General features: G+C 68.9%; 12 protein-coding genes and 2 pseudogenes. 4 read left to right on the plus strand and 10 right to left on the minus strand.

Annotated elements, in window-relative coordinates:
* Positions 1-442 precede the first annotated feature (442 nt).
* From BFN33_RS53625 to BFN33_RS00975, 7 genes are all read right to left on the minus strand, one after another.
* Positions 443-778, minus strand: coding sequence for a hypothetical protein (locus BFN33_RS53625; RefSeq protein ID WP_218108942.1), 336 nt, complete (start codon positions 776-778; stop codon positions 443-445).
* 39 nt (positions 779-817) lie between these two features.
* On the minus strand, positions 818-1,474 hold the full coding sequence (locus tag BFN33_RS53630) for a DUF4331 family protein (protein WP_218108943.1): 657 nt from the start codon (positions 1,472-1,474) through the stop codon (positions 818-820).
* A gap of 383 nt (positions 1,475-1,857) precedes the next feature.
* Positions 1,858-4,305, minus strand: a complete 2,448-nt coding sequence (locus BFN33_RS00960) for an FtsX-like permease family protein (RefSeq protein WP_069757913.1) — start codon at positions 4,303-4,305, stop codon at positions 1,858-1,860.
* On the minus strand, positions 4,302-5,030 hold the full coding sequence (locus BFN33_RS00965) for an ABC transporter ATP-binding protein (protein ID WP_069757914.1): 729 nt from the start codon (positions 5,028-5,030) through the stop codon (positions 4,302-4,304). Before BFN33_RS00965 ends, BFN33_RS00960 begins: the two co-directional genes overlap by 4 nt.
* Positions 5,027-5,602, minus strand: coding sequence for a PadR family transcriptional regulator (locus BFN33_RS00970; RefSeq protein ID WP_069757915.1), 576 nt, complete (start codon positions 5,600-5,602; stop codon positions 5,027-5,029). The genes BFN33_RS00965 and BFN33_RS00970 overlap by 4 nt, the downstream gene beginning before the upstream one ends.
* A 279-nt stretch (positions 5,603-5,881) precedes the next feature.
* A complete protein-coding gene (locus BFN33_RS52955; RefSeq protein WP_176742270.1) occupies positions 5,882-6,034 on the minus strand; it encodes a hypothetical protein in 153 nt (50 codons plus the stop codon).
* 697 nt (positions 6,035-6,731) lie between these two features.
* Entirely contained in the window at positions 6,732-7,343 is a 612-nt protein-coding gene (locus BFN33_RS00975; RefSeq protein ID WP_069757916.1) for a DUF1707 domain-containing protein, read from the minus strand.
* Positions 7,344-8,065: 722 nt separating this feature from the next.
* On the opposite strand from BFN33_RS00975, the gene BFN33_RS00980 reads away from it, so the two are divergent.
* The 3 genes from BFN33_RS00980 (at position 8,066) to BFN33_RS00990 (ending at position 11,460) form a co-directional block, all read left to right on the plus strand.
* Complete coding sequence (locus BFN33_RS00980; RefSeq protein ID WP_256122576.1) at positions 8,066-9,271, plus strand: hypothetical protein; 1,206 nt, start codon at positions 8,066-8,068, stop codon at positions 9,269-9,271.
* Between the two features lie 580 nt (positions 9,272-9,851).
* Positions 9,852-10,685 carry an alpha/beta fold hydrolase gene (locus BFN33_RS00985; protein WP_069757918.1) on the plus strand — a complete coding sequence of 278 codons (834 nt, stop codon included), beginning with the start codon at positions 9,852-9,854 and terminating at the stop codon, positions 10,683-10,685.
* Positions 10,686-10,689: 4 nt separating this feature from the next.
* A complete protein-coding gene (locus tag BFN33_RS00990; protein WP_069757919.1) occupies positions 10,690-11,460 on the plus strand; it encodes a MerR family transcriptional regulator in 771 nt (256 codons plus the stop codon).
* Between the two features lie 268 nt (positions 11,461-11,728).
* On the opposite strand, the pseudogene BFN33_RS49150 reads toward BFN33_RS00990, so the two are convergent.
* Positions 11,729-11,816 (minus strand): annotated as a pseudogene (locus BFN33_RS49150) (nicotinamidase); the annotation flags it as partial.
* 99 nt (positions 11,817-11,915) lie between these two features.
* Positions 11,916-12,353, minus strand: a pseudogene (locus tag BFN33_RS00995) (DUF1524 domain-containing protein); the annotation flags it as partial.
* Between the two features lie 513 nt (positions 12,354-12,866).
* Here BFN33_RS00995 and BFN33_RS01000 point away from each other — a divergent pair.
* A complete protein-coding gene (locus BFN33_RS01000) occupies positions 12,867-13,436 on the plus strand; it encodes a hypothetical protein (RefSeq protein WP_069757920.1) in 570 nt (189 codons plus the stop codon).
* A 242-nt stretch (positions 13,437-13,678) separates the two neighbouring features.
* On the opposite strand, the gene BFN33_RS01005 is transcribed toward BFN33_RS01000, so the two are convergent.
* On the minus strand, positions 13,679-14,011 hold the full coding sequence (locus BFN33_RS01005) for a hypothetical protein (protein ID WP_069757921.1): 333 nt from the start codon (positions 14,009-14,011) through the stop codon (positions 13,679-13,681).
* Position 14,012: the final 1 nt, after the last annotated feature.

A 14,012-nucleotide genomic window follows, 5' to 3' on the forward strand; every position in this document is an offset into this window, starting at 1 on the left:
CCGGAGCTTCGCCCTGGCCGGACGCCGACCTGCTGATGGGCGCCTGCCTGGTCCAGCTCGCCCAGTGGCACGTACGGGCCCGGTACGCCGGCGGAGGGTGCCCGCCCCCCGCCCGTGCCGCCTGCGAACCGCAGGCTTCAGGCATATCGGCGACACGTGCACCAGGGACGGGATCAGGAGCATTGTGGTGTGCGAACCGGGAGTGGTGATGCGGCAAGCCACCGAAACCGTCCCGGCCAGGGCCCGGACGGCCTTCCTGGCTCGAAGAACAAACACCGGGCCAAGCTCCACAACGTCGGCAAGACCGTCAAACGCGCCGAGTCGGTCAAGGAACACCAAGCCCACCCACGTTAAGTTCCAAGCTCAGCGCTTGGGGTCTGCGACCTCGGACCCCACAGGCGGCAGGCACGCTATCGAGCGTTCCGCGCCCCTGTTGCTCGCATCAGGCGGCTGGTGCGAGGTAAGGGAAGGACGACGTGGGAGGGGCATCGACAGCTTCCTTGCCCAGTCCGACACTCAAGGCGCTGTCCGTCGCGAGAGAGAACATGACTTCCCCCGCGTTGTCGGTAAGCGCTCGCCCGTTGAATCGTGCGAAGCCAAAAACGGCGGATGTGCCGACCGTGTAGGGAAGGATGTCCGGAAGGAGACGCTCGGCTACCTCTTGGCCGTAGCCCTGCGGATCAGACGTGGTGCCGCGGGCGGTGACGACCGCGGCGACGCGTCCGGCGATCTCCTGGGCGAAGGCGTTGGTGTCGTCGGCCGGGTCAGTCTGGTTCAAGCGTTCGGCGAGTTCGTCGTCGAACTGAGCGAAGATCGGCTACACCATCGGGAGGCCGCACCTGTTGACGCGATGCCATCCGCCGGCATCGGTCGCCAGCATCGTGACTCCCCATACGCCGATGTTCCGGCCCTGCGTGACACTCAGCAGATGTTCGTCCGGCACCTCCAGCACGATGGATCGTACTTTCATCCCGGAGAACAAGCTGGTGACGTGTCCGGAGTCCGGGTGGGGCGGGGCGACGTCTGTGCCGTGTTGGAACGCCTGGCCCACCGCCTCAACCACTGCCGGATTCATCCAGAACGGGTCGCTCGCGCGGCCGGTCCACACCCGCAGGCCTTCATCAGTGCTGAGCGCGCGTCCTGTCCGACCGGAGAGCAGGACGCTTCCGCCTGCGGTGTCATCAACCGCGTCAGCTCCGAGCATGCGGCTCAAGTGCACAAACTGTGAGCCATCGGTCTGCGCCTCTCCGAAGCTGAAGCGAAGGGAAAGATCCTCGACGGCGTCACCTGTGCTGTCGATTTTGAACTCGTAGCGGGCCTCGGGGTGGAATCCTTTCGGTGCGTCGGGGCCTGCGGAGTCGGAACAGACGTTCATGACCAGGACGGTTCCGCGGTCGCCCCGGAACACGTAGGTGTCCGAGATGTTCAACCGGGCGTCGGCACTGGCTGCGGGTGAATCCAGATGGTGGGACATGCGATCGCTCCAGATGCGCTTTCGGGAGCACATAGGCAAAGGCGCTGTGCAGCACCTGTTGCGGCATGCGGCGCCGCCGGGCTGGATGCGTGACCTGAGACCGGACCCAGCCGGGAAAAGGCCGGGACTGACGTAAGGGAGCAAGCCGCCACATGGGGATTACCGTTCCGTTGACACTACCGCTCCCGTGGCGGATGCACGTCGCCGATGGCAAGGCCCCCAGAAGATGACCATGTCACCGTTGTCCCCTCTGACGAGCAGGGTCCACTCGTGACGAGCAGGGTCCACTCGCGGGCCGGCGCAGCCGTACGGGCGCCGCGCGTCTGCCGCTGTCTTTCTCGGTGATCGCCTTGACCTCATCGCAGAAGCCATCGGGTGGTGTGTCACTCCAGCCGCCTCCGCGTCATCGAGACTGGTTCGCGGCCCGACGCCAGCCAGGCCGTGGCCGCGGCGGCGACGGGAAGGACGAGCAGCGTGAGCGCGAGCGGCACATAGGGGACGTGGCCGAGCCGACTGAGATCATCGGCGAAGGCGGCGAGCAGGATGGCGTACGCCCCGGCCGTCCCGAGCAAAGCCCCGGCCAGGGCCAGGAAACCGGCGGTGGCGGCGGTCAGCCCGCGTCGGATGGTGGTCGTCGCACCGGTTGCGGTGAGGGTGCGCAGTTCGTCGGCCGCTTCGCCGCGGATGGTGCCGACGGTCATGGCCAGCACCCCAAGCGCCAGCAGGGCGCCTCCGGCCACGGACGCCCAGCGCAGCGTGGCGAGCCCGTCCTGCTGATCGCGTACCTCGGTGACGAGGCCGTTCTCGACCGCCAGTTCACGGGCGGCGGTGACCTGCGTCCTGGTGAGGTCGTGAGGTGCCTGGACAAACCAGCCGGCGGTGATCGTGCTCCACCCGTAGCGCCGCACCGCCGCAGGGGTGAGGAACGCGTCGGGTACGGAGGAATAAGCCGAGCCCTGGTAGTGCTCGGTGCGGGCCACGAGATCGCGCCGCACAGTGTTGAGGAGATCCAGCCGTCCGGCCCTCGGGGTGAACAGGTCCTTGCCGGCGTCCGCTGCCGTGAGCTTGAAACCGAACCGCCGCGTCGCCTCGGGCGTCGCGAGGTAGGCAGCCCAGCTGCTCCAGGTGTGCGGTCCGGACTGGCGTCCGACTTCCACGGTCGGCTGCCCCGCTGCGGCCTCCGAGTCACCGGCCTTTTCCTGCGGCGACTTCGGGTCGTAGGCCATGACGAGCGGGGTCGCCGAGCCGCCCAGGGCAGCGGTGTACTGGTCGATGGCGCGCTGCAGACGCCCCAATTCGGCGGTACTGAGCCGCGGGACGACGGGGTCCTGCGAGCCGATGCGGATGAGCATCTGGCTGCCGGCCAGATTGCCCCGCTCGGCCGACACCTGACTGGCGGCGGCCAGTACGGACACCGCGACCGGGATGCCGATGGCCAGGGTGATCGCGGCGAGCGCGGCGCCCGAGCGGGCCTGGTAGCGGCCGAGACCGCGCAGCGCCAGCCGGGGGGTGAAGGGCAGCCGGACGGCTGTCGCGGCCAGCAGCCGTACCAGCAGCGGGCTGAGCAGCAGCAGCCCCGCCACCACCGCGACGATGCCCAGGCAGATCAGCAGTGCGTTGCTCTGGTGCGCCGCGGCCAGCGAGAGAAGGCCCGAGGCCAGCAGCGCGGCCGCCGCCCACACCGACTGCCGGGCACGCACCGGCCGGGGCGAACGCGCGGTTAGCGCCTGGGCCGCGGGGATCCGGGCCAGCGCGCGGGCGGGCCACCATGCGGCGGCCGCCGGCGCGAGGACGGCGATGAGAGCCACCAGGACGACGGGTGTCCAGGGCAGGGCAAGCCGGTCGATGCGGTGGCCGACGGCCTGCTCCATGTGCGGGGCCAGCGGCAGCCAGGCCGCCACCCCGACGAGGGAGCCGACAGCCGCGGCACACACCCCGCTCAGCACACCGTGCGCGAGCAGCACGAGCCGCACATGCCGGGCGGTGGCGCCAATCGAGGCGAGGATCCCCAGCTGCCGCAGCCGGCGCTGCGCCAGGACCGCGAACCCGGCGGCGGCGACCAGCGATACGAGCAGCAGGACTACGGTCGCCAGCGCGAACACTGCGGCGACAGGCGCCCCGTTGAAGGTCCGGTGCTCCTGGACGAACTTGGGGCTGTTGTCGGACTGCCGGTAGTCGGCGAAGACGTCGGCCGGGACGTCGGCCAGCACCACCGCTGTCGTCGCCGGGCGGCCCGCGACCCGATCCTGCGCGGCGGCGGCCAGCGCGAAGATCTCGCCCAGCTTCTGTGGGTTCTCCACCAGGCCGACTACTTCGAGTCGCTGTCCATCGAGCGTGACCTCCGCCCCCGGCCGCGTATGGAAGATCTCGGCAGCGGACCTGGTGAGAGCGATCTCCGTGCCGTTGCTGGGGTACCGCCCGCCGACCAGCCGCAGCATCGGCGTGCCGTAGCGGCCGTGCGGGTCCTGAGCGCGGAGGTCGAGGCGCTGTACAGAACCGGGGATGGTGACCTCCCGGTGGCCGATGACCTCGACCGGCTTCAGCTTGCCGCGAGCGGCGGCGATCTGGCCCTGCAGCCGGCCCATGTCCTCCAGACGTACGCGCTGCTGCGCCGAGCCGAAGGTGCCGGCTGGGGACTCCGGATAGGCGTTGGCGGCGGCGAGGCCGCAGACGGCTGCTGCGACGGCGAAGCCCACGAGGGACACCAGCAGGATCTGCTGGCGCCACTCGCGACGCAGCAGCCGCCAGGCCCAGCGCACCACCGCAAGACGGGCGGGCAGCCCGCCGCCCGGCGGACGGTTCGGGGCCGGTGCCAGGGTCGCGGCCCTCACCGACCCGGCTCCCCGCCGGTCAGCAGACTCTCGGGACCTTCGGTCGGCGTACTCGCATCGATGACGACGCCGTCCCGTACGAACACCACCCGGTCGGCCCAGGCCGCGAGTTGGGAGTCGTGGGTGACCAGCACCGCAGCGGCGCCGTCGCGGCACGCGGACCGGATGAGGCGCATGACGCTCTCGCCGGTGTCGGAGTCGAGGGCGCCGGTGGGCTCGTCGGCGAGCAGCAGCCGCCGGTCGCCGACCAGGGCGCGGGCGATGGCGACGCGCTGCCGCATGCCGCCGGAGAGCTCGTCGGGAAAGCTGCCCGCCCGGTCGGCGAGCCCCAGCTCCGCGAGGGCGCGCATGCCTTCGTGGCGGGCTTGCTTGGCCTTCATGCCGTCGAGTTCCAACGGCATGGTGATGTTCTCGACGGCTGTGAGCCCGGCGAGCAGGTTGAAGTCCTGGAAGACGTAACCGAGATGGCGGCGACGCAGCCGGGCCCGGTCGTTGGAGCTGAGGTCGGACAGCGCCGTTCCCTCGATGACGACCTCGCCGCTGGTGGGCTCCTCGAGGCTCCCGGCGATCGTCAGCAGGGTTGACTTGCCGGAGCCACTGGGGCCCATGACGGCGACGAGTTCGCCGGGGGCCACGCTCAGATCGACGTTGTCGAGCGCCTGTACGGCGGCGGTCCCCGTGCCGTAGGTCTTGGAGACTTTACGGATGTCGAGCACGGCGCTCATCGCAAGGCCTCCCGGGCCGGAAGCCGAAGGGTCTCGTCTGCGACGCGCAGTTCGTCGAGGCTGTGGTGCTTGAGGCGCCCCTCCGCGGCGTCGAGCCACCGGACGACGGACTCGAGCCGGAAGAGCTGGGCGTCGGCGACCAGCAGCAGCGACAAGTCCTGCGGGGCGTCCTCCTTGAGCCGGGTGTACTGGCGCATCTGCGCGACGGTGTGCCGCCGATGGGCCTGGAGGATCTCCGGCACGTCCACGCCAGGCAGCCGCAGCGCAACCAGCACCTTGATCACCAGCTCGTCCCGCGGCGGCGCGTCGGCCCCCGGGGGTGTACGCAGCCAGGTGTCGAGCTCCTGGCTGCCCGGCGGGGTGATCTGGTACTTCTTCTGCGGCCCCTCGAAGGTGTCGGCGGGGTCGGACTCCACCAGCCCGTCCCGCTCGAGCCGCTGCATGGTCGTGTACACCTGGCCGGTGTTGAGGGGCCAGACGTCCCCGGTCCGGTTCTCGAACTCCTGCCGCAGCTGAAGCCCGTACTTGGGGCCTTCGCTGAGCAGGGCCAACAGGGCGTGCCGCACGCTCATGGAACCTCCAACAGCGTACTGTCTACTGAGTAGAATACTCAGTAGACAGTAGGCCGCGGATGGCTGGATGGCCAGTGTCTGGGCGTGGTGTGTGCCGAAGGCGCCGAAGCCCACCACTGTCTTGGTGACCCGACGCAGGCCCCCGGCCTGCACCGCCAGCGCCCCTACGACGGCGAGCACGGCCGACGAGACCTTCCCGCCCCAGCCGATAGGGCGAAACCCTCCACCAGGTCCTCGACGTCTGACCGATCCCCGGACCGGCTGCCCTGCACGACCGGCTCAGTGCTGATGGTGATCGCGCTGGGACAGGTACAGAGGACTGAGATGGCGCCAGTAGCCGTGTGTGAGGTCTTCGGCCTCCCGCACCGCCCGCTGAGCGCAGGGCGTCTCCGGCGGCAGACCCTGCCCGGTCGGTGCCCCGGCGGAGCTCATGCGCCGACCATCCCTCAGCGCCGTCCAGCGCGAGGCACGGCGGGCTACTCCAGCCGTGCGCGGCCAGCCGCGTCGGCCCGCCAGACACCACCTCGCCAGCAATACCTCCGCCACCACCGACAGCGCGCCGACGGCATACACCTCATGACCGGCCACTGGCTCCTCCTGCCGGACGCCCGCATGGACCGTGCCGGATTCGTCTGCCCCGGCACCCCATCAGCAACGTCACCGCCGGGCCAACAAACCCTCACACGCCATCGCCGCGTCTGGTGACCTGGGCGAACTCCGAAGGCGGTGGCTGCGCGACATCCAGCGCAGCACGTTGGCGCAACGCCTAGAGCAACATCCAGCGCAACGGCTTCATGTCGTGAATCCGGGACGGGGGCGCCCCTGCGCGCGGCGGAACAATCAGGCGCTACATGATCGGCGTGCAGTCGTCTTCTTCGCCGCCGTCCTCTTGGGCCGGCTGTTCCTTCGGCGCTGTTCGGGCTCCGAGGCTCCCCAGCTGCGTCCGTGAGCAAGCCGCCTATCCTGCTCGGATCAAGACAGCAGCCGTCGCATCTCCGTAATCGCATGCCACCCAGCATCCTGACGTGGCAGGCACTGCACATGAGCACAGCTACTCAGAGGGCGGTATGAGGCTTGGTGTCCGTCTTGGCGTGGCTCGGACGCCAAGCCTCATACCGCCCTCACAACGCTAACCAGCCGCACCCCGCTCTTTGCTATGGCAGAGCGTTCCCATTGGCCTGCTCTTGGTGACGACAGCGCCCCACATTGCAAGGCCGCTGATCACGATGCGCGGTGCACCCGGTCTTGCGCGCCTGGCCCCTCGTTTGCCAAACAGGCCGAACAGCCCAAAGCCCCTGACCTCGACATCGACGTCGTCGGGGACGACGATTTTGGTGCCGCCCCACAGTGTCACACTGAAGACCCGCGTCTCCTGGCTGGTGAAGCGGGCCTCGCTGAGGTCGAGCCGGCCTCCGCCGAATATCGACCACGCGGTGAACCTGGGTGGGACGACCCACTCGCCTTGGCGCTTGAACCCTCCGAAGATCCCTAAGGCCAAGCGGGACGTTGGTCGGTGGTCGACCACGAGTATGTCTCTGTGGCCAGGTTCTGGGAGGTCGCGGCCCGCCAGTTCCAGTTGAGCGCGAGTCTTCGCGTGGTAAATCTCGGCGAGCCGCTGGTCCAGCTCGGCCATTTCGATCCGCCCTGTTGCGAGCGCCTCCCGGACCCTCGCAGCCGCACGGTCACGCTCATCATCGGAGGCCAGCAACTCACGTTCAGAATGCCCGAAGTGCTCAGTCATATGTCTGATTCTCGCATGGGTCAACTCCACGAAGCGATCAACATCGCCACCCCTGCCCGTAGTTCACATCGAGGAGGCCTGTGCCACAGTCGTGCCACATCGTGCGGTCAACCACGGTCAACGACGGCTTGCCGCAGTCGAGATGCGCCGTTGCCCTGGGTTATTGCTACAGCCGTAGCGACCGGGGTGCTCCCGCCGCCGATCACACCCGCCCTTACAAGGCAGTGATCACCGGGATGCTCGATCAGTCCTGGGCCGTCCCTGAGCCGTCCGAGGCCGACCAACGCTGACAGGCCGCACCCACGGGTGACCACTCCCACCCCGCCCTGGCCTGGGCTACCGGAGTTGATCTGCGATACAGGGAGGGTTATGCGTGCACCCGGAGATGTCACCTGCCGAGGCCTCCCAACACCGATCGTGGTGCCGGTCTGGCTGAAAAGCCCCGCCGTAGCGATCAAACCCTAGGCCTTCACCGGGAGCCCGCTCCCTTCAGGCGCTACGCGGTCGGCGTGCTGCCGTCTTCTTCGCGGCCGTCTTGGCTGCCGATGACCGCCTGAGAACGGGACCGACCGGTGCGGACCCATTGACCCCTGGCGGACGGCGCGCTTTCATCTCGTGCATCCCCGTGAGCCTTCTGCGCCGGGCCGAGGGCACGGGGTCCGGGGGCGGCGGTGGCCGTCCCGGCCGACGGGGGGAGCCACCTGATGAGACCTGCCTTACGCATGTCCATGACCACTGTCCTGGTGGTCGCGGTCGCCTGTCTCCCCTGGCCGGCCGGGGCGGCCGACACCGATCAGGTCCCGCGCACCGAACGGATCAGCGTGGCCCCTGACGGCACCGGCGGCAACCACCACTCGGAACAGCCGGTGGTCAGCGCGGACGGACGCGTGGTGGCCTTCCAGTCGTCGGCGAGCAACCTGGTGCCCGGTACGGACGTGCCGAACAGCATCTTCTACCGGACGGCTCCCGGCGCACCGCTACAGCGTGTCGTGGTGCCGGGCGAGACGACGTCGACGCCACAGCTGTCCGAGTCGGGGCGCTACCTGACCTTCAACTCGTACTCCACCCCGACCGGGACGTCGTCCGTGCACATCATGGACCTGCAGACCGGCCAGACCGAACGCCTGGCACCCGCGCTGGACGAGGGATACCACGTGTCCTACGGCGTCGCCCCGATCAGCGCCGGTGGCCGCTACGTCGCCTTCGTCGCCCGGCCCACCGCCGACGAGAACGGCGTCTACGCCTGCCGGGTCATGCTCCTGGACCGCCGGACGCAACAGGTCCTGCGGGTCAGCCGACCCGCGGACGGCTCGAAGAACTTCCACCAGTGCCAGCAGGTCTCGATGAGCGCCGACGGCCGCAAGATCGCCTATCTGGAGGGTTACTCCGGGCCGGCCGACGACGATCAGGGCGACATCCTGGTGTACGACCGCATGACCGGAAGAACCGTACAGGCCGATGCCACCCATGACGGTGCAACGGCCGACATGTCGGCCGTCGCACCGGTGCTGAGTCCCGACGGTTCCAAGGTCGGTTTCAACTCACGGGCCACCAACCTGGTTCCACAGGCCGATCCGAACGGCGGCTGGAACGCCTTCGTCCGTGACCTGCGCACCGGCACGCTCCAGCGGTACGACGGCCACTCCCCCACGGATCTCACCTCGGTGTCGGACCTGTCAGTGCACGGCTCGAAACTGCTGCTGAACACCGCGGACGCGGATGGCAGATCGCTGGGGCTGGTCCTGCGCGATCTGCGGACCGGCCACGAGGAGTTGCTGTCACCGGGACAGGACGGCAAGCCCGTCACCGTGGGGCACGCCGCGCTGAGCGCGGACGAGTCGAGCGCCGTGTTCGACTCCTACTACCCGGGGCTGGTGCCCGAGGACACGAACCTGATCGGGGACGTGTTCGTCCGCACCCTGCGCTGAACCGTCGGCGTCACCGCCCGGAGCGCCGTGGCACAAGCGGTCATCGCGTGGGGCCCGCGGCGGCGGGTGAGGACGGCGGCGCTGATCTGTTCCGCCGACAGGCACTGGGCGTCGCCGCTGCCGGCGGGGGGACACCCGCAGCGCCGCAGCTCCAGATGCCAGCCGCCGTCGGGAAAGAGGCCGTCGCCGGAGCCGAGGACGGTGGGGCCCGGGGGATCGCCGACGAATGGGCGGCGGGGAGAAGCACTGACCACGGAGGCATCGTCATCCGGCTGTGCCCCGCGCAAGAGAAGTCGCAACTGATGATGCAGGAGAAGGCGCAAGGGTTGACGCAGGAGATGTTGCCGAGCCGCCGCCAGCCAACTGACTCAAGTGGTCCAGTTCGAAAGTCCCTCGGGGTTGGAGTCTGTGCCGGGGCGATGTTGGTTGTCACCGTGCCTACCGACCTTCGGCGCGGCACGTGGCACGGCAAGGGGTGTAGTTGCGAACAGCAAGCAACTGGTTGGGCACCGGCTCGGATGGTGAACTGCGGGATTTTCAGGGTTGACCTTGACCTAAGGTCAGGCCTCACGCTGAACGCATGACGAACTCGAACGCGAACTCGAACTCGACCTGGACCTGGACCGGCATGGTGGCGGTGGAGGACACGGCGCTGGCCGTCACTGATACTCGTGGGCCCGGCCAGCCCGTGATCTACCTCAACGGCTCCTACGCCACCCAGAAGAACTGGCAGCGCGTCACCGCAGAACTCGGAAACGAGTACCGGCACATCACCTACGACGAGCGTGCCCGCGGCCGGTCGAAACAGTCGGCGGACTACTCGTTCGAGGCCTGCATCCGAGACATCGGCGCCGTCTCGGAGGCGACCGGTGCGGAGCGGCCACTGCTGGTGGGCTGGTCCTACGGCGCGGCGCTGGCGTTGCACTGGGCCACCCGGAACCCGGACCGCGTCGCCGGTGTGGTCATGGTTGACGGCGGCTACCCGTGGGACTACCTCGCCACCGTCGAGGGCGGCCGAGAGGCCGGCCGGGAGGAGATCCGGAAGATGTTCCGGCGCTTCGGTTGGATCATGCCGCTGGTCCGGCCGCTGGGTATGGCCGCTCGGATGAGCGCCGATCAGCACGCCGAGGTCAACATTGAGCTGAACGAGATCGTTGCTGCAAGCGACCCGGTCTTCGACCTCGTGACCTTCCCGATGCGGTTCCTCGTGGCCTCTGGTGCCAGCCTCGGCGGTACCGCGGAAGGGCTGGCGGCAATGCGTGCCACGCTGGACCCGGTCCTCGCCCGGAATCCCAACGTGAAGGTGAGCGCGACGGTCGGAAGCAAGCACACGACTATCGTGCGCAAGGACTTCCGTGCCATCGCCGCGACCGTTCGAGAAGTTGCCGGCGTGGTGCACGGTGGGGTCAGCTGACGCCATGACAGACGGAATCACCATCAGTCAGGCCGCGGCCTTCGCCGGCGTTACAGTGAAGACCATCCGGCACTACCACCAGAACGGCCTGATCGGCGAACCCCGCCGTGACACCTCCGGCTACCGACGCTACGGAGCGGCCGAACTGCTGCGGTTGGTTCAAGTCCGGACACTGGCCGGCGCAGGCGTACCGCTGGCCGAGATCGGGACCATACTCGATGCCGATCCCGACCGGTTCGCCGCCGCACTCCTTGATGTCGAAGAGAGCCTCACCACCCGGATCGACGAGCTGATCGCGCGGCGCGAGACGCTGCGCCAACTCGCCCACGGCGACCGGGTCCTGCTGCCCGAGCGTGCACTCGCGCTACTGGACCGGATGCCCGGGCTCGGATTCACCGAGGACGACGTGAAAACGGCACGAGAGGGCCTGATCCTGGTCAGGGCCCTGATGCCGGAGGGTTTCGACGACTATCTCTCCCAGATCGAGCACGGCCTCGACGATCCCCGGCACGTCGCCATGATCAAACTCACCTGGAGCGCCGGCAACTGGAGCCCCGACGACCCCCGGATCGAGGAACTCGCCGAGGAAGTGGCCGCCCACTTCCTCGCCGACCCCTCGCTGCTGCCCACGCTGGCAGGCCTGGAGAACCGAGACGACGGCAAGACCCGATACGAACTGCTCACCCACCACGGAGAAGACCAGCGGCCTGGCTGGACCCGACTGACCGCGCTGATCGAGGAGAAGATGCGCTCGGCGGACATCGACAATCCATAACAGACTCCACGCCGCCCGGCTTCCCGGCCTGATCTTGCGCGGGCTGGAATTGAGCACCAGCTCCGCGCGATAGATCCGTCCGACGCCTGACCGGCGGCACTGTGACCCCCACGCGCCCGGCCACGACGCCAACGACAGCGGCAGCGGCCTGTCGTGATCCACTTCTCACGATCGGCCCGCCCGCCCTGCCCCTTGTTGCCCGCCCGACAGTCCTCCGTGTACTGGTACTCAGGTCCTGCGGTGTGTTCCACCAGGTCGGCGATCTTGGTCGCGATCCGCGCGCCGCCCGGTACGGGGATACTGCCTCCTTCACAGAAGTCGTTCTGCACGTCCACGACGATCAAGCCTCGGCTCACCATGACCACCCTTCATCACGACGGAACAACCCCCGCGTTCTACCCGCCCTGGCACGCCCCCGGGGGGACAGAGGGGGCTGAGGCTCACCCGCACGGTCCAGGGGCCAGCCACTGGGCGGGATCCTGGTCTGCCTTGGACCGGTTCGAGCGGGCGGTAACGGCCACCAGGCTGGCGGCCGCACCCTGGTCGTTGGCGTATGCCTCACGGCGCTGTGCCGTCCACGCGGACGCACCGCTGTCCCAGCTCTCCGCCAGGGGCACCATGTGGTCGATGTCCAGGTCGGAGGCTGACGTCACCCGCACCCGGCCGTAGTACGACCACCAGCTCCCACCCGTCAGACGGCAGTTGGGTCCGACCGAAGGAGGTTCGACGGCCTCGAAGATCAAGACCTCGGCACGCGTGTTGCAGCCGTCGGACGGGTTGACGCCGGCGTTCCAGTGACGGAAGGCGTCCCGGTCGTAGCCCTCCCGGGACTGGACTCCGTCCCCACAGGCAGGGCGGCGACGGCAGCACGGCTTTGAGCATGACCTGTTGATAGCGACCCGCGACGGGGCGCAGTCGTCTGTTTGCCCAGTGCGCCGCCCGTGTGGGTGCAATGGTCATACCGGACCGGGAATGGATCACCCTCACTGCGGGGCCGGCACGGTCGCCCGCCGGACCTGCGCCGGCTGTTGCCCTCCGCCAGGCGCTCGCGCTCGATCCGGTAGGCGTCCGGGTGCCGGCCTTCACCCAGGAGCAGTTCGGCCTGCCGCTCGGTCACCACGTCCCCGGCCGTGAGGCCGACCGCTGCCAGGCCCCGGCCCAAGGTGCGGTAACGATCCCGCGAGATCGGTCCAGATCGCCTCGGCCCAGATGATGCCCCGGTTCCGTGCGCCCCTGGTGCTTGTGCACCGCAGTGGCGCTTCCCGTGCCCCCCGCACGGGCGGTTTGGCATCCGGAGCAGGTCAAGGCATGCCGCAGGCAAGTGACACTCGGATGGCTGCGGGGGGATGACCTGGCCATCGGGGGCGGGAACCGTCCGCATGCCTTCCGTCGACCAAGGGAGAAGCATGGCGAACGAGCTGAAGTACGGCGACCAGGTCCACCTGCAGAACGGCTACAGCAGCTGGGCGGGCGGTTACCTGGACACCAACGGCCACAGCAGCGACAGCGGGGCCAAGTACGGGGTGTCGACGGCGGACTCGCCCACGCGGGGAGAAGGCACCGGAACCTGGCAGATCCTCTCCGCCGCCGGCAAAGCCGTTGGAGCCAACGTGGTCAGCGGGGACCTGGTCTACCTGCGGAACCTCTACGGCGGTGACGGCGGCTACCTCGACACCAACGGGCACGCGACCGCCGACCAGCAGAACCACGGCGGCAAGTACAACGTCCTGACGTCCAAGGACCAGGACCGCGCCCCTGGCACCGGCCGCTGGCGCCTTTTCGTCCAGGCCTCCAGCCCCGGTGACCAGCACGTCCGACCCGGCGACGTGATCCACCTGTGGAACACCTACGGCGACAACGGCGGCTTCCTGGAAACGAACGGAGGCGGACCCGCCGGCGGCAAGTACGACGTGTGCACCAACGCCTACTACAACCGGGCCCAGAACGTCGGCGACTGGAAACTCCACCGCGCCTAAGCCAAGCACCGGCAACGTCGCTCACCGCGGGGACCCGTCCGGCACCCCCTCAAGGGCCCACGCCGAACCCGCTCTGGACCTCACGGACCAGGGCGGGTTCGCGACCTGCTCCCGCGTCACAGCCGCCCCGGGCATGTGGTTCCACGGACGGAGCGGGGCATCTGCAGGTCGTAGGTGCCCCGTCCTGATCAGGCGAGGAGTGCCGTCCAGTCAGCCCAGAACGCCTTGCCCCGTATGCCACCTCACGACTGTGAGCGGCGCCCGTACGCTGCCCGCAGCGCCGCGACGGCCTGCTCGTAGGTGTCGGCCCGGGTGTCGATGGTCAGCTGCACGCCGGGCCTCGCCTCCCTGGTGGAGTCAGTCCAGCCTTCCCGCTGTCGAAGGGGCCCGAGTCCGAGGCAGCTGCGGCGGAAGTCGTTGGCTGCGGCCCGCACATCGCGCGCGCCGTCCCACTCTTCCCGGTACTCCACGTCCGGCACCCGCCGAAAACGCACCAGTTCCTCCGCGACATCGGCCACCCGAACCGGATCCGCGACAGGTGTGCGCAGTGCCGTGAGGACGGTGTAGAGCAGCACG

Source organism: Streptomyces sp. LUP47B (assembly GCF_001746295.1).
Taxonomy (GTDB): Bacteria; Actinomycetota; Actinomycetes; order Streptomycetales; family Streptomycetaceae; genus Streptomyces.